Source organism: Paenibacillus agaridevorans, from assembly GCF_018604145.1.
Taxonomy (GTDB): Bacteria; Bacillota; Bacilli; order Paenibacillales; family Paenibacillaceae; genus Pristimantibacillus; species Pristimantibacillus agaridevorans.
Genome location: NZ_CP075889.1, coordinates 8,655,359 through 8,672,734, shown reverse-complemented (window position 1 = coordinate 8,672,734; position 17,376 = coordinate 8,655,359). Strand labels below are relative to the sequence as shown.

At 53.6% G+C, this 17,376-nt stretch carries 8 protein-coding genes; 2 read left to right on the top strand and 6 right to left on the bottom strand.

Annotation, left to right across the window (positions count from 1 at the left end; all coding sequences use genetic code 11):
• Positions 1–17 precede the first annotated feature (17 nt).
• The gene (locus KJW29_RS34515) at positions 18–980 is read left to right on the top strand and encodes a Gfo/Idh/MocA family protein (protein ID WP_214628031.1); all 963 of its coding nucleotides are present in this window, start codon (positions 18–20) and stop codon (positions 978–980) included.
• A 201-nt stretch (positions 981–1,181) separates the two neighbouring features.
• On the top strand, positions 1,182–2,099 hold the full coding sequence (locus KJW29_RS34510) for a tRNA dihydrouridine synthase (protein WP_214631441.1): 918 nt from the start codon (positions 1,182–1,184) through the stop codon (positions 2,097–2,099).
• Positions 2,100–2,995: 896 nt separating this feature from the next.
• On the opposite strand, the gene KJW29_RS34505 is transcribed toward KJW29_RS34510, so the two are convergent.
• The 6 genes from KJW29_RS34505 to KJW29_RS34480 form a co-directional block, all read right to left on the bottom strand.
• Positions 2,996–6,097 carry a glycosyl hydrolase gene (locus KJW29_RS34505; RefSeq protein WP_214628030.1) on the bottom strand — a complete coding sequence of 1,034 codons (3,102 nt, stop codon included), beginning with the start codon at positions 6,095–6,097 and terminating at the stop codon, positions 2,996–2,998.
• A complete protein-coding gene (locus KJW29_RS34500) occupies positions 6,087–8,096 on the bottom strand; it encodes a DUF4838 domain-containing protein (RefSeq protein ID WP_214628029.1) in 2,010 nt (669 codons plus the stop codon). The genes KJW29_RS34505 and KJW29_RS34500 overlap by 11 nt, the downstream gene beginning before the upstream one ends.
• A gap of 101 nt (positions 8,097–8,197) precedes the next feature.
• Complete coding sequence (locus KJW29_RS34495) at positions 8,198–14,059, bottom strand: DUF4082 domain-containing protein (protein WP_214628028.1); 5,862 nt, start codon at positions 14,057–14,059, stop codon at positions 8,198–8,200.
• 37 nt (positions 14,060–14,096) lie between these two features.
• On the bottom strand, positions 14,097–14,915 hold the full coding sequence (locus tag KJW29_RS34490) for a carbohydrate ABC transporter permease (RefSeq protein ID WP_214628027.1): 819 nt from the start codon (positions 14,913–14,915) through the stop codon (positions 14,097–14,099).
• 1 nt (position 14,916) lies between these two features.
• Complete coding sequence (locus KJW29_RS34485) at positions 14,917–15,786, bottom strand: carbohydrate ABC transporter permease (protein ID WP_214628026.1); 870 nt, start codon at positions 15,784–15,786, stop codon at positions 14,917–14,919.
• 82 nt (positions 15,787–15,868) lie between these two features.
• Positions 15,869–17,179, bottom strand: coding sequence for an ABC transporter substrate-binding protein (locus tag KJW29_RS34480; RefSeq protein WP_214628025.1), 1,311 nt, complete (start codon positions 17,177–17,179; stop codon positions 15,869–15,871).
• Positions 17,180–17,376 lie beyond the last annotated feature (197 nt).

Here is a 17,376-nt window from a genome sequence, read left to right as displayed (position 1 = left end):
TTGTACTGAAGAAGGTAGTGGTCATTGGCGCAGGAGGCATTGCAGAGGAGCATTTGAAAGCAATAACAACAATGGATTCTCTTAATGTTATTGGTATAGCCGATATTAATTTGGAAAGAGCAAAAGAAGTTGCAGAACGATATCATTTAAAGTATTTTCAAAGCTATCATGAAATGGTGAAACAATTGCAGCCCGAGATTGCAATTATTACATTACCCCATTTCCTGCACAAAGAAGCAGCTGTTTTTTGCGCTGACTCAGGCTGTCATTTGCTTATGGAAAAGCCACTGGCCATATCGTCGCAGCATTGTGTTGAAATAATCGAAGCTGTAAATCGCAATCAGGTCATTATGCTGGTTGGACAAACCCAACAATATATTTCGCAAAATCTTACTGCGAAGGCTTTGATTAAAAACGCTCCATTAGGAACGCTGATCTCCATTCAAGAAAATCGTCACACATCTTATTTCACAAAGCAACGACCTGCCTGGTTTTTAGATAAATCGAAATCAGGCGGCGGCATTATGTTTAATCTGGGCAATCATTGCATCGATAAGCTGCAATGGCTTACAGATTCACGTATTTCCAGAGTACAAGCTTCACTTAGCTATCATGCCGATTACCCTGAAATGGAAGCGAGCGCTGCCATATTAATGCATACTTCAGCCGGCGTTCCTTGTCTGGTTAATTTGTCCGGTTACGAGGGAATTAGCGGAGAAGAGACCGTTATGACTTTTACGAATGGCATGCTTAAAATTATTAATCACCAGGCGGTTTATATTTCAATTGGCGGAAAGTATGAGGCAGTTCCAAATCCGCCAGCTAAAAATCCTTTTGAATTGCAGATGCGTGATTTATTAGACTGTATTCAAGAAAATCGTCAACCTTACTCTTCCGGAGCATATGCTCATTCTGTTGTGCGCGCAGTGGAGGCGGTGTATGAATCCCATTTAACTGCAAAAGAAATGATCATATCCTAAAGTCACCTACACACTTTCGATTAGTTTAATCTGTTCAACCTGTGCATCAAACGAAAAAAAATGATACGATATATAATGGATAATCGACTTTGCTATAGCTAAAGTCGATTTTTTATATATGATGCATAAGGAGAAGATACAGTGAGTAACGAACAAAATTTTTGGCTTGATTTGCCGAAGCCATTTTTTATACTGGCACCCATGGAAGATGTCACGGATGTAGTATTTCGTCACGTCATTAGCGAAGCTGCAAAACCCGATGTATTTTTTACGGAATTTACAAATACGGAAAGTTATTGTCACCCTGAAGGAAAAGACAGTACTCGTGGCCGGTTAACGTTTACGGAAGATGAGCAACCGATTGTCGCTCATATTTGGGGCAATAAACCCGTGTATTTTAGACAGATGAGTATGGATATGAAAAAACTTGGTTTCCGTGGCATCGATTTAAATATGGGATGCCCGGTACAAAACGTCGCATCCAATGGAAAAGGCGCCGGATTAATCCAACATCCCGAAGTTGCGGCAGAAATTATCGAGGCGGCAAAAGCAGGCGGATTACCGGTAAGCGTTAAAACAAGATTGGGTTACCATGAAATTGACGAGTGGCGCGATTGGTTAAGCCATATATTAAAACAAGATATTGCGAACCTTTCCGTTCACCTTCGGACAAAAAAAGAGATGAGTAAAGTAGATGCCCACTGGGAACTCATCCCTGAAATCAAAAAATTACGCGATGAGGTTGCTCCAAATACATTGCTGACCATTAATGGAGATATTCCTGACCGCGCGACAGGATTAAAATTAGTCGAACAATACGGCGTTGATGGGGTCATGATTGGCCGCGGCATTTTCACCAACCCATTTGCATTTGAAAAAGAACCTAAAGAACATAGCGCGAAGGAGTTTCTCCATTTACTTCTTTTGCAGCTGGATCTTCACGATAAATATTCCAAAGAAATCGAACGACGTCCATTTAAACCGCTTCTTCGCTTTTTCAAAATCTATGTTCGCGGATTTAGAGGCGCAAGCGAACTAAGAAACCAACTAATGGATACCAATTCAACAGATGAAGTTCGTCGTTTAGTAAAACATGTTTTAGATAAAGAGTTGGATTGAGGCATTTTTGCCTTTTACGGTCCATCGGCGTTTTTAACGCCTACAGCTGCTCTTTCGCCTACTTTTTGAAGCCATAAGCGTTATTAACGCCTATGGACGCTAATCAGAGTTACTTTCCGGTCCATCGGCGTTTTTAACGCCTACTGCTGCTCGTTAGCCTACTTTTTGGAGCCATAAGCGTTATTAACGCCTATGGACGTTAATCAGAGTTACTTTACGGTCCATCGGCGTTTTTAACGCCTACTGCTGCTCGTTCGCCTACTTTTTGGAGCCATAAGCGTTTCTAACGCCTACAACGACTCGTTCGCCTACTTTTTGGAGCCATAAGCGTTACTAACGCCTATGGACGCTAATTAGAGTTACTTTACTGTCCAACGGCGTTTTTAACGCCTACTGCTGCTCGTTCGCCTACTTTTTGGAGCCATAAGCGTTATAACCGCCTATGGACGCTAATCAGAGTTACTTTCCGGTCCATCGGCGTTTTTAACGCCTACAGCGGCTCGTTCGCCTACTTTTTGGAGCCATAAGCGTTTCTAACGCCTACAGCTGCTCTTTCGCCTACTTTTTGAAGCCATAAGCGTTATTAACGCCTATGGAAGTTAATCAGAGTTACTTTTCGGTCCATCGGCGTTTTTAACGCCTACAGTTGCTCTTTCGCCTACTTTTTGGAGCCATAAGCGTTTCTAACGCCTATGGACGTTAATCAGAGTTACTTTACGGTCCATCGGCGTTTATAAAGTCTACTGCTGCTCGTTCGCCTACTTTTTGGAGCCATGTAGGTTTTATCGCCAATAAGAATTTCACATCCAAAGCAAGCCCGGAAATATATAAATCCTGGCGTGGTAAAATAGGCCTCTCACAAAGTTCGATCCGAACTCGTGAGAAGCCTATTTTTTTCATATGGTCAAATGACGTTTTTTAACTTGGGCTTCATCGCTTTGCCGGATTTCGAGTACCGGACTGTATCCGGTCCCAAAAGGGACAAAAGCGTATCGTTCCACCCATGTGATGTCCGGATGCACGTATCCGGTCACTCCGTCCTCCCACCCCTTTTTTCCTTGGAACGTGCTGGGCCCGACGAAATAAGGATCTCCCGAGTAATGATGATGAGGCCCCAGCAAATTGCGCAGCGTTCCGGTCAAATGAATCGTAATCGTATTGACTCCGGGATTCAGCAGGTCCGTAAGCTCCCATTCGTAAGGTCCCCATGCCAGCCTTCCCGCGCTCGTTCCGTTAACGTCAACGCTTATTACGCAAGTGGTCGGCTCCTGTAGACGCAGCCACGCGCTTTGCCCCCGCCCGTCCCATTCGATCTCTTTTTCCAACGACAGCGTTCCTTGAAAAAAGTGAAAGCCCTGACTCGTCAGCTCGTCGATCTGGTAATGAGTTCGTTGGGGGCGGATCTCGTACGCTTCCACCTGCGCCTCCACTAGATTTTGCAGAGGGCTCCAAGAGCTCCAAGTCGAGGATGGCTCGACCGCCGTCTCGAAAACGCCGATCAAGTACAAGCTCTCCAGCTCCGTCTTGTGCACGAATCGGTTCCGCTCCGTCTCGAACGCGCCGGAATCGTCCAAATAGCGATGCTCCATCCGTCCTTCGAACACTCTATGAACGACGAGGGTGTTCATCCCGCTCCTGACGTACGGACCGATCTCCGCTTTCTCGATCGAAGCGTCCAACCATGCCCCCTCTGTCTGTAAGGGGAGCGTGAGGTCGTTTAAGGAGATACGGCAGGAACGCAGGTCTTCCCCCGCCAGAATCAACCCCTGACGGCAAGCAAAGTCAGGATGGACGCAAAAAGAAAAAGCCAGTTCGATGTCCAGCCGCTCCCGTCGGGAGACCAGAAGCTGCTGGACGTGCAATACGTCGAGCGGCTTGCTCCACGCTTCTTCTCCCGCCAGCCGGTAGCGGCATCGGTCCAAGGTCAATGCGTTAAGGACCCCATGCTTTAAGCTCCAGGCTCCCCCGAGCTCGAACGAGCTTCGGAGCCCTTTGCGTTCCAAGCGCTCTTCGGCGACCGGCGCTGCTTCCGGAAGTCTCTTCGCCGCAAACAGGATGGATTCGCCAGGACCGAGCGAAAACGTATGCCTCGTCTTCCCGTCCGCTATCGCGACGGATTGCACGTTCCTCTTGCCCGAAAGGGCATCGACCGCCCACACCTCATAAGCCCCGTCCCACGTAAGCGCCAGCTTCCGAAGGCCGGGATCCCGGCGGGCGTGAAAGAGAAACAGCGTTCCCTCGTCATCAGTTCTGCGGTGATGAGCAATGATGTCCTTGGCCTGTCGCCCCGCTTCATCGGCAAGCCGATACAGGGAGGGCGTTTCCCGCAGCACGAACTCAAACGCCTTATACGTCGGCATGATCCGCTTTACATGCACCTCGCACCATTCCCGCAGCGCCTCCGAGGGCTCCCCTTCGATGTGGCCTGGATATTCCCCCGCGCTGACGACCGTCCCTCCCTGCTCCACGAACTGCCTTAGCAGTTCAAACGTGCTCTTCTCCAACGAATACAGGGCTGGCAGAAAAACAAGGCTGTACCGGCATCCGCCCACCTTTAACCGGCCCTGCTCGACCTCGCCGTATCGGCTCAGCAGCGTCTCGTCTCCATAGTCGAACTCCCGCTGCATGTCCAATAGAAGCTGCGAAATTTCCCCAAACCTCCGGTCAAGCTCTCTCACGGCATGAGGCCGTTCCGGCTCGTAGAGACACCACGCGCTGGTAATCGGATGTATGATCAAAATGTCCGCTGCGGACGTTCCAGCGGTCAATTTGTTCTGGCGGTTCTCCACATAACGATTAAATAAGTCGAAATGCGGCCACCAGGGCTGATGCGGCGACAGCGAAGGCGGATAATCCCGTTTGCGCGCGCCTCGCAACGAGTAAGACGCCAGGTGCTGGCACTGCACGTTGATTCCGAGCGCCAGCTGCCAATCGGCGATCCACTTCAAATCTTCGAAACGCGCTCCCCAGCCGCTGCAGCCGAACGTCTCCGCCAGCACCTGCCTCCGACCGAGCTGGCGCGCCGCGCTCGCCGCCTGCTTGATCAGAACGGGGCGGGTCAGCCGCAGACCAAGGTGGTCGATGCCCGGCATCTGCATCCATTCGTAATGAGGCATCGCCGCGCCGATCTGCGACATCTGGAAAAGAAGGGTATCCTCGGCAGCCATGTGCCCCGTGAAGCATAAGCCGTTTTTCTCGCACCATAGGCCGATCTGAGCCGTGTATGAGGAGACGAATTGCTTCGTAACCGTCTGCCAATAGTCATGCCTGATCTTTGCCGTATCCGGTTGCTCAAACCAAAGCGCGGGAAGCGCCGACAGCAGGTCGTAGCCGCGCCCGGCTTGGAAAGCCGCGGTCAGCGACGGCGACCAAGGACATTGGCCAACCGCGTACTGGGGCTCGTCGGTAAAGATCCCCCGGATCGTCCTCCCGAATTCTTGGCCAAAGCGCTCCTTGTACTTTTCATGCGTATGACGGATAAAGACGGCGACGGCCTCGGGGTCGAGAAGATCGGTATAGTAGGGGTTAACGTCATAATAGACATGGAGCACCTGGGAAGATGCATTCAAAGCCTCCTCCGGCGCAGCCTGCCGCCACCGCACCTCCTCCCCGTCCCGGATGTAGCAGGCTAAACTACGGTCCGTCAGCCGAAGCCTCGCCGGCTCGACGATTTCGCGGCATAGCCATTTTTGCTGAAATCGTTCCCCTTCGCCGGGCACCTTGCCGCCGCAAAACCCGCTGGGCCACGCATCCTCGTCGTAAAGCCAGATTTCCATGTCCAGCAGCTTCGCTTCCTCTACCGCCCAGCCTACGGCTTCCATCCATTCGTCTCCAAGGTACGGCGTTTGCAGTCCGCCTCTGGCGTGAAGGAAGACACCGTGAAGGCCCGCTCGCTTGAATTCGCCAAGTTGCCGGCCGATCTCCTCCCGCTCCAGTCGGTCGTTCCACGACCAGAACGTCAAATTTCCTTTTGTCCAAATCCGGTTATTAGCGAGCATGAGTCATCGCCGCCTCCAGCCATTCCGCGCAGCTTTCCCGATCCCAGCCGTCGATTAATTTTTCCTTCTCCAAAGCCTCCCGCCAATGGGACGCGGCCTCCTCCCACCGCCGCTCGATGGCGCAAAGTTGGCCCGACGATTGCGAGTGGATGGAACGAAGCTTGGTCGAGACAAAATCGTAGTAGCGCATCAATTCGGCCGCGTCGGCGATAAACTCGATGGAGGACGAAGCGACGGCTGCAGGGTCATCGGAGAACAGGGCGGCTGTCCCAAGTTCGTCGGACAACAGGCCGGCAGGCTCATGATACGACGGGCCGGCTGCTTCAAGCGGCGCTTCCAGAATGGCCAGCGCACGCCGGCATTCGGCGACCCGGGCCCGCGGAACGGCTCCGTCGTCCATAGCGGGCTGCCAGCCGAAAACCTCCTCCCCGTCCGTCCTCAGCCATGTATCGGTAAATCTGAGCTTGAAAAACTCCGTATTGTAAGCCGTGAGTCCGGCCAGGGCGTCCGACAGCCGATCCAGACGCTCCCGGCTAATCTCGGCATATGGACCATACAAATGACGGCAAAGGCTTTCGATCGTCGTCTTTGTCGCTTCTCCCTCCCAGGCCATCCGGGCAAATACATAGAGATTCGGCCACATCGCGGCACGCTCCGAATCCATCTCCCGCCCGGCGTCGGCCGCGGTCACCGCCTGTCCGGAGATTTCCTCCCGGATGATGCGGACCGACTTGCCGTAAGGCACGATCAGGCTCATGACGCCGCTCGCCCCAATGCGGCGAAAGGAAGCCATGTCCTCTCCGATCGTCCGGAACAGCGGCGGGAACAGGGCGGTCAGCATCCAATAATCGGAATAATATTCGAACGCGGTCAGTCCGGTTCCGAACGTCCCGCACGCCTCCGCCCATCGGTCGACAGCCGCTTTGAACCTTACGTCGCGAGGCAGAATAGGCTCCTCGAATGAGTCCCGGTAGTTCCGCCCCCAGCAGGCGATCAAAGTATCCAATTCGCTTGATGCCGGAACGTCCTCCAGCATGCTCCACTCCAACTGCGCATTATAGGAGATGTGCTCTACATTCACCTTGATGCCTTTCACGTCGAACGCTTTACGGAGCCGATCGAGAAACCCGATATAGGCGGTCATGAACCCGGCTCCGCGGCAAGCGGAGCAGCCGCATACATGCTTATTGTCGTTGGGCCATAGCGATAACGTCCGCAGCGCGTCGCCTTTTTCCAGCTCCCTTTCCACAAAAGAGACGACGTTTCCGATCATGACCTTGACGCCTGCCTCGCACGAGTAACACGGCTGATCGATCATTCGCGCGCCATCCTCCCCCGCCAGAGCAAACCATTCCGGATGGTCCGGATAAAGCTCCGCCGCCGGGAAAAACCTGCCCAGATTATGGCCGCCCAACGTGAGCTTCAACTGCCGTCTGGCAAGCTCGGGTCTTAATTGCTCCTCAAACCGCTCCCACAGCTCGATCGTAAAAAACAAATCGTTCAAGCCGTTTTTGGCGGACCAATCGATTAGAGCCTTGGCGTATTCGGACGTTTCCGAGCTTTCCAGCACGATCCCCCTTCTAGAGAACGCCGGCTCGAAGCGTCGGCTGCCGACCACCGGTGTGGTTTCGCCCACAGGAACGGAGCGATGCTCAGGAGTTGGCCAGGAGATCCCCACATGCTCTTCCAAAAATCGATAAGCGCCATACAATACCGCTCTCGGGCTGCCGCCCACAATGACCGCGACGCCGTTCTCGGCGAAAATCCGAAACCCGTCCGCTTCCTCCCGATTACCGTCCGCCGTGCCGTGCACGCGCAGCACGATCGCACCGACTCCGTCTTCCCCCTCTTCCATCGAACAAGAATACCCGGCTAGAGCCAGATGCGTTTTCAGCTCGGACGCCGCGAAAAGCAGCACTTCATGAGCCGACTTGGGTACCGATATTCGCAAGCCGGAGTCGAGATGATCCGATAGACGAAAGCTTTCTTCCTTACCCACTGCAACAATCCCCCTCTCTGATATTCGCGATAAAGGGAAGGCACGGCCCTCCATAGGCACCTTGCCTTCCCGTACAACTATTTTTCCGGCACAGGCAAAACTCACCTTGACAGCAAGTTATAAAGCACCTGTGCCATTTCCGCCCTGGTGGTAGTGCTTGTCGGCGTAAGCTGACCAACACTTCCTCCGATGGTTCCGGTTTCTACTAACAATGTCATAGCGTCCTTTGCCCATGAAGCAATCTGCCCTGCGTCACTGAAGCTAGAAAGCGTTTTGCCGGAATTGCCCTGCGGCAGCTTGTCGAAGGCCTTTAAAGCGTTGTACAGCAGAGCAAACATTTCCTGCCGGGTGATCTCCCTGTTGGGCGCAAACCTATTGTTTCCAATGCCTTCGGCTATTCCCAATCTTTTTGCCGCAGCCAGATAGCCGGTATAGTATTTGCTCCCTGCATCTGCGAAGTTATTTGACCGATTTTCATCCGGGGCAATCTCATAAGTCCTCATCAGCATGACAAGGAATTCACCGCGAGTCAGCCGTGCATTGGGGCTGTAATTGCCGTTGCCTGTACCTGTAGTGATACCTCTTGCCGCAATAAAGCTCACTGCCTTGTTGTACCATGCATTTGCCGCTACATCTGCAAAGCCAACCGGATTGTAGCCCACAGCGTAGTCGCTGAAATGAGTGGTACTAAAAGTCACTGTGCCAGCGCTCGCGTCATAATGTCCATTGGGAACCGCTATAGCCTTACCGCTTCCATCGATGAACCAAATTATAATTTTTTCAGGATTGGCAAGTTCTGCTGCTGACGGTGTATAAGGTATCGTTACCGTCACAGGCGCGTTCGGGTTGTTCCACTCTAATTGCTTCCCGTCTATGGACATGGAAAGCTTGATCAGCGGTCTTTCGCCGACACCTATTTTTGCAGCCTCGGACAGAACGGATTTATTACCCTCGCCGATTGAGATTTCCGCTTTTGATCCAGCTACTCCTTTTGCGCCCGTCAGCATATTCGATGGAACAGTAATGCTGCCTTTATCGGTATTAACCCTCAGAGCGCCTTGCCTGTCAGTCGTTGACAGATATGAAACTGGAATACCCGTGGTATAGATATCGACGTCTGTGATGGATGGGACTGTAATCACGGAAGTTCCGCCATTTGATAAAAGGTTGTTTATTGAAGCCGTATCTAAAACTGCAGTTCTAGTTTTTGCATCAACCTTAATGGGCAGGGTCGTATCTTTTACACCGTTGCCTGACGCATCTATCACTTTGATGACTGCGTTAAAAGCTGGTGTGGAAGGCGTGCTGCCTCCGTTATTGCCTGTTGAACCGTTATTATTTCCGGAGCTTTTCCATTCCGCTGTTACCGTCACATTCTTTGCGGGCATGGTAAATGTAGTGACAGGGTTGTCTGAGTCGGTAAAAGTCACACCATCGCTAGAACTCCAACCCCCGAACGTATAATTGCTGCGGCTGCCGGCATTTATGGTAATAACCGCTCCTTCAGAGTAAGTGCCCGCCCCCGATTCGGCTGCGTAACTTCCGTTTACTGCAAGTGCATAATTCGCTGCAGGTTTTTCCTCAAATACGGCCTTTACATTTACCGCCTCATTAGGCATGGTGAATGTATTTCCATCGATTGTTAACCCTTCCGGACTGACAACCTTCCATTCTTTGAAGATAGAGCCCGCCTCTGGTGTCGCGTTCAGCTCAACTATGGTATTCACTCCCGCAGAAGCGACATTGGCGCTCGCCGTGCCGTGACCTTCGGTTTCAACCGCGATGCTGTAGCTGTCCGGCTCAGGGTTGCCAACTTCGGGCACGAACAACACGTCTCGGAAATAGTTCGTACTGTTAAACGTATGGATCGGCATCGTTCCGATCACGGTCGTGCTCACGCCGCTGTCCTCGTAGGTGACCAGATCCCCGCTGACGAACGGTTGGGCGAAGCCTTGCGGCGTCGCCGCATAATAATAATCCGAAGGCCCGTTCGTGATCGAGACGATATAATCCGTTCCGGCGGAGACTGCAACCGGTTCGGGCAGCAGAAACTCCCGCCATCCGGGATGCCTCGTGGACACGTCCCACGTATATGGACCGGCGATTCGCTGCCCGTCGCTTACTCGCCAGAGGGAGACCAGATGGGCTCCTCCTTCGTCGGGATGGGCGTACAGGCGAACGCCGACGATACGGCCGTCCGCCGTCGTTTGGAATTTCGTCCCTAACTCGTAACGGGCGTCGTTGGAGAAGCCGAGCGGAACCTCTGCGCCCAGAACGGTCTGCTCGTGGTCCGGCATGAAGACGACATCCCGGAAATAGTTCGCGTCATTAAACGCAAATGTAGGCATCGTTCCGAGCGAGGTCGTGCTGACTCCCTCCCCATAAGCTACGAAACGTCCGCTCCCGGTCGGAACCGCAGGACCCCCTTGTCCGCTTACGGCATACAGCTTGTCGCTCACGCTGTTCGTGACCGATACGATATAGTCGCTGCCGGCTTTGATCCGGACAGGCGCCGGCAGGGCGAACTCCTTCCACCCGGAAGACCCGGCGTTTACGTTCCAATCGTAAGGCCCGGCCAGCAGCGTTCCGTCATCGGCGTTCCATAGCGATACCCGATGGACGCCCGCCTCGTTTTTATGCGCGTAGATTCTCGCTTTGGTCACATAACCGTTTGTGTTGGCAGAGAACCGGGTCCCGAGTTCGTACGCCTCATCGCTGTCAAAACGCTCCGGGGTTTGTCCAGCCTGCAGGCTTGTGCCATTGTTCGGCTCGAAGACGACGTCCCGGAAATAATTTGTACCGTTAAACGAATACGTTGGCATCGTGCCGATCGAGGCCGTGCTTACGCCGCTGCCGGAGTAGGCGACCAGATGTCCTCGCTCGATCGGCTCGGCGAAGCCTTGCGGCGTGTACACGTAAAACTTGTCCTCCGCGCTGTTCGTCACGGAGACGATATAGTCGGTATCGGCCTTAACGGCCAGAGGCGAAGGCAGCTCAAACAGCTTCCAGCCCTCGTTTCCCGCAGGGAAGGTCCAGTTGAAGGGACCGGCTACCTGCACCCCGTCATCCACTCGCCAAATGGAGACGACATGCTGCCCGCCTTCATTGGCATGCGCGTACAGCTTCACATGCGTAATCGTTCCGTCCACGGTCGTCTTGAACCGGGTTCCAAGCTCGTAGCGGGCATCGTTGCTCGCCCCTGTCGGCGTTTCCCCCGCCAGAATCGACTCGCGGCCCGTCTCGGGATCCGTTGCCGGCACAACCGCCGTCGGCGCCGAAGCCGTGACGAACGCATCGGCTACAGCAGCCGTTCCCGTGGATAGGCGATGCTTATCCGCAGATACGGTCAGCGTGGCGCTATGCGTACCGGCGGGCAGATCCAGCGCCAGAACGAACTCCTTGGCGTGCTCGGTCCGAGGAGCGTACAGCTCGGCGTAGGGATACTTTACGCCGTCAATCTCGACGTCAATCCGACCTCCGTCCGGCCCGGCGGATGCGATCAGCGACAGATACGGTCCGGAGAAAGAAAAGGTCAGCTTTGAGCCCGGAACGTTCGACGATAATGCAGTGCCCCCGGAGTAAGACGGATTTGCCTCATCATTCCACGCCCCCGTCCTGACGACCGAGCCGCTTTCGGCTTCGACGTCCGCAGTGTCGTAGGGAACGACGGCGAACAAGGAAGTCGCTTCGTCCTCCATATCGAAGCGGAAAGAGCTCACGTTCTCCCCTACCGTCCCCCGATTCACCACGTCCACCACTCTCGACGGCTTCGGCAGCGCAATCGACTTTATCCCCGCGTTGCCCGTAGCCGAATGGATCATCAGCAGCTTGCCGTCGGTGCGGATATTGTCTTTGCCGTCATAAGAATACACATGGGCTCCGCCCAGATTGCTGGCGATCGAACGGATCAGTCCAGCCTTGAGTGTTCCGGAACCACTGAAAATGGAGGTCCACGACCCCATGTCTTTGCGGGCGAAGGCCGTTTTGCCTGTTTCCCCATCGTAATAACCGAGCTTAACGGCGGCAGAATCGGTGACATGGAAGGACGGAGTGTAAGCATATTCAGGTTCCACGGCGCCGCTGTCCTCTCCGATCCTCCAACCTCCGATCGTCATCGCGCCGCTGCCTTCGGTCGCGGGATCGGAGAAGTTCGAAATGATCGTGGCCGCGCTGGAATAATCGGACTTGGCGACGGTCATGCCGATCAAGTCGGAAATATTCGCGGCGCTGGATCCGGAATCGTCGAAATAGCCGGGCGCGCGCAGAAAGACGAGCACGTTGCCTTCCTGCTTCAAGTCATTGATCTCTGCCCGCTGATCCGATGTAGCGCGATAAGCATTAAGGAACACGAACGTTTTGACCGAATCGGGGATGTTCGGCAAATCGGACATCACGTAATAGCCGAACTTCACGCCGCTCCGGGCCATTTCTCTCTGCTGCTGCTCGAACAGATGAAAAAAACCGAAATCCTGATAGTATTCCGGGCCGTAAGGATTGTTGGTCGGCGTTATCTGGTTGACGTTTAACGTGTGATACGGAACCGAATCCTCGTCCACGATGACCGCCACGTCCGGCTTGAACTGCCGGTCGGCGCTTTGCAAATACCGGCTCGCCTGCACGCCCAGAAGCTTTTGGTATTCGTCCCAAATCTCCTCTTGCTTGAACCAGCCCTTGGAGTTGATATCCATCAGGTACTGGCCGCCCCCGGTGACGATCTGGTTGCCTGTCTCCCGCCGCAGCGCTTCAAGCGTTTCGTCCAGCGAGTACGTTCTGGGAGTGAACATAATGTCGTCTCGATAAGGCAAGCCATCGACGAGATGGGTGCGCGTGTCGTTTTCCAAAATAAACATTTTACCGTGCAGCGCTAGCGAGTCGAAGGATCCCATCGGCCCCGCGTTGATGCCCATAGCCCGATCCCCGTACTTGACGGGAGCGCTGATGAAATCCACGGTAGAGGAGGCGAGCAAGTCCCCCAGCGCATAATGGCCGTTGTTGGACGGACGGGCGTAGTGGGCGGCGACATAGTGGTAACCGTACATCGACCCGAGCAGCGTCTGACCGCCGGTCTCCCGCTTGAACAGCCCTCCTGCGTAATCGATCGTCTCGACTATTTTTTTGCTATAGAACGTTTGATAGTCGATTGCCTTGCCTTCGGCGGCTATCGAACGGAAAAAATTTTCCTCCGAATGATCTCTTTCTTCCAAAGTCGGAATGCCCGCCGTGGCAAGCGTGACTCCGGGATCATTCCAACCCGCTTGCAGAGCCGCATCCGTCTCGTATTTATCGGTTAGCCACTGGCGGAACGCCGCTACCATCGGAGGCGAGTAGTCCTCTCCCGCTCCGATTCTCCCCTCGCTGTTGGAGTCGAAGTACCATTCTCCGCTATCCATGTTCATGATCTGAAAGCCCAGTATCCGGTCCGCATAAGGCTGCTGCTTCAGCCAGGCGATATAATCGACAACCAGGGCGTCAAGTTGATCCCTCCAATCTTGCGACGCCAAGGACGGCCATCCGGAACGAAGTCCCCGCTCCGTCACCGCGTACTGATCCTCCGCCAGATCGAACAGCTGCCCGTCAGCGATGCCGATGCGCATAATGCCGTAAGCGTTGGGATCACGCTGGAACACGTCCTCGTTGACCTGTTCGTTCCAGGCCATGTCGTCCAGCACGTTAATCCAGAACGTCACATGCACGTCGCGCGATTCGGCCATCGTAATCGTATCCAGAAAAGGGCCGTAGTTCGGATGGATTTTCATCGTACTGCCGTAGTTAAACTGCGGGACGACGGGGGTCCCGTTAATTTTGAACACCGGCCCGCCGTTCTCGTTGGAAATCGTGGCGGTGACGGGCCAGTTCCCGGACGCGTGCGCTTTGGAAGACGGCTCCTGCGTAAGCGTTATCGTCCCGGTCAAGCCTAATACGATTGCCAAGCAGATTCGAAGTGCCGCGGAAAAACGGTTCATGTTCATTCCTCTCCTCATCTTGAAATGTCAGGCATCGTCAGCCTTTGACCGCGCCGGACATCAGTCCGGACACGAAATGCTTCTGCCCCGCGATAAACAAGGCGACCACGGGCAGCGAAACCAAAATCAGAAACGCATACACCAGATTCCAGTTCCGCACATATTGGCTGATAAAATTGTAAACGAGCATCGGAAGCGTCCATTTGCCGCTGTCGTTCAGGAAAAACAGCGGCATGCTCAAATCGTTCCACACGCCGACCAGCATCAGGATCGATTGAGTCGCGATGACCGGTGCGAGCAATGGCAGGATGATCGACCAGAAAATTCTCGTCGTGCCGAAGCCGTCGACGAAGGCCGATTCGTCCAGCTCGCGCGGAATGCCTTTGATAAAGCCCGTAAACAGAAAAACGGCGAACGGAAGATTCGTAGCGACGACGACCAGAATCAAGCCGGTGAACGTATTCATCAAGCCCAAAAATTGCAGTGTTTTGATCGTCGGAATGTACATCAGAGGAGCGACGAGGCCCGCGATGAACAAAAAATACACCCCCGACACAAACCGGCTTTGCCTTCTCGCCGTGACAAAGGATGCGACCGCCGCCAGCAAAAGCGTCAGCACAATCGAGAACGAGGAAATGATCACGCTGTTGCGCAGCGACTGCAGGATCCTCTCTCCGGACAGCACTTGACGGAAGTTTCCGAACTCCCACACCTCTGGCCACAGCCTATCGAAAGCGGAGGCTTCCATGCTGCTCTTGAAAGAGCCGAGAATCATCATCAGAACGGGAAAAAAGTAGAAGAAGGCGGCAACGGCGAGCACAAGCTCCAGAAGAGGTTTTCCTATCCGCTTTCTCATGCTAGATATCCACTTCTTTTCTTTTGAAATAGGTCAGCAGCAGGATGGAGAAGGCCGTAATGAGCAAAAACAGGATCAGGTTCATCGCCGTGCCCAGCCCCCAACGACCATCGCCGAACATCTGGAAGGCGATCGAGTTAAGCACCGAGGATGCATAACCCGGTCCGCCGTTCGTCAGCACGAACACCTGCTCGAATACTTTGAAGCCGGCGATCAGACTAAGTACGACGTTGACGCTGACCGCCTGCATCATGAGCGGCAGCTTGATGCGGAAAAACTCCTGAAGCGGATTCGCCCCGTCGATCTGCGCCGCTTCTCCGTAATCGCGAGGAATCGCGAGCAGCCCGGCCATGAAAATGATCATATGAAAGCCGGTGCCCTTCCACACGTCAACGAAGCTGACCGTATACATGACGACGCTCCGGTCCACCAGCCACTCCTGCCGCAGCCCTTCCAGCCCGATAAAACCGAGAAACTGGTTAAGGAAACCATCGGGATGCAGCAGCGCTGTAAACAGCACGCCGACGACGATAAAACTGAGCACGGTCGGCAGAAAAAAGACGGTGCGAAACAGTCTCTTGAATCCGATCCGGCTGCATAAAGCGACTGCGAGCAGCATGCCGAGCACGTTTTTCCCAATACTGGTCACGACCGCGAACAACACCGTATTGCCTATAGACAGCATAAGGTCGGCATTTTCCGCAATTTTGACGAAGTTGTCGAGCCCGGTAAACCGAATCGTATCGCGATAAGCGTTCCAATCCGTAAACGAATAAATGAAGCTGAACAAGGTCGGAACAATGAACAGAGCCAAGTAGATGAGCAGAGCTGGGTACAGAAAAAAATGCGGGTAAAGCCGTCTAACATTCATGGCGTCTTCCTCCGAGTCTGTAATTAGGGAAGAAGAGGCTTCCTTGTCGTCGGCCTCTTCTTCGGCGGCTAACCCGTTTCGCTTACCATCCCGGCAGCTCGGCGGCTTTGGCCAGCTCGGCGACTTTCTCGTCCCAAGCCTCCAGCACCTGCTTCGGCGTCTTGCCTTTGCCGAACATGTCCTGATAGAGCCGGAACAGCTCGGACGTATCCACGGCGATCAGATCGTTGTATTGACGCACGACCTTACCTTGGGAGATGTACTCGTCGTATTCCGCTTGCATCAGCGGGTTAAAGCTGACCTGGACGTCCTTGAACGCCGAGAATCTCGGATCTTCCGCGTACTGAATGCCGATAATGTCCGGTTGGCTCCAAAAGTCCAGAAACTTTTTCGCTTCTTCGATGTTTTTGGAGTTTTTGGAGATGAACCAGCCCGTTACGGTACCGACGGTCAGATCGGGGTTGTCCACGCCCGGCGTCGCGAAAATACCGTAGTCGCCCACTTGCTCTCCCGCATCGATAAAATCTCCGAGCACGGTCATAGCCGCTTTCCCCGAATTCATCGCTCCCCCAAGACCGTCGAAACCTACGGAAAGATGGTCTTCGTTCACATAACCTTTCTCGAACAACTGCATGATCTGCCCCAAAGCTTCCTCGAAGCCCGGGACGTCTACGTGCTTGAGCTGATTGGCGTTAATCTTATCCATGATATCGGTGTTCTTGACGACCTCCGAAAACGTGGTCAGTCCCCAGATTTGCGCGACCCATCCGTCTTTGTTCCCCAGATAGAACGGCGTAATGCCATTCGTCTTCAGCGTCTCGCATACTTGCAAAAGCTCCTCGAACGTTCTCGGTACGCTCAGGTTTAGATCGGCGAATATTTTTTTGTTGTAGACGATGCCCAGCGCGGAGCCAGAGGCCGCGAAAGGCAGGTTGTAAATCTTGTCGTCGATTTTGAGGATATCCGGATTGACGAGTCGGCCGACCCATGGTTCGCCGGATAGGTCGACAAAATTGTCGGTCGGGTTGTATCTTCTCGCCATGTCGGAGACGTTATGTCCGACGATATCCGGCAAATTCTTCGTTGCGATGCGCGTTCTGAGCAAAGTGTCGTACTGGCTTCCGTCCACGGTCTGCAGATCGAAGGTTACGTGCGGATTGCGATTCGTGTATTCCTTCGTAATCGTTTCGTAAAATTTGTTGTTGCCTCCGACCATGATCGAAAGCGTCACTTTCTCCGGAGCCGTCTCTTTGCTGGCAGACGGCGTTTCGGATGCGGGCTGCGAACCGCTGGCAGACGGCTCGGCCTTGTTCCCGGACGAGCAAGCCGCGAGCAAAAGTAAAACAAAGCATGTTAGAAGGGCTAACGCAGATTTCTGTAGACGAAAATTCACTTGCTGATTCCCCCGTTCATTTAATGAAATTATGATCTTTTTTGTCGAGCGTCGGACATGTCCCGATCTCTATTGTAAACGCATTCAGCTCGGAGAAGAATGGACTCGTTAGGAAAACCGCATGTACGATTCGGCACAAAAATAACGCGTTTCCCAGGGGTTTGACGAATTGTCAAGTCGTCTGTTACATTAGGCAG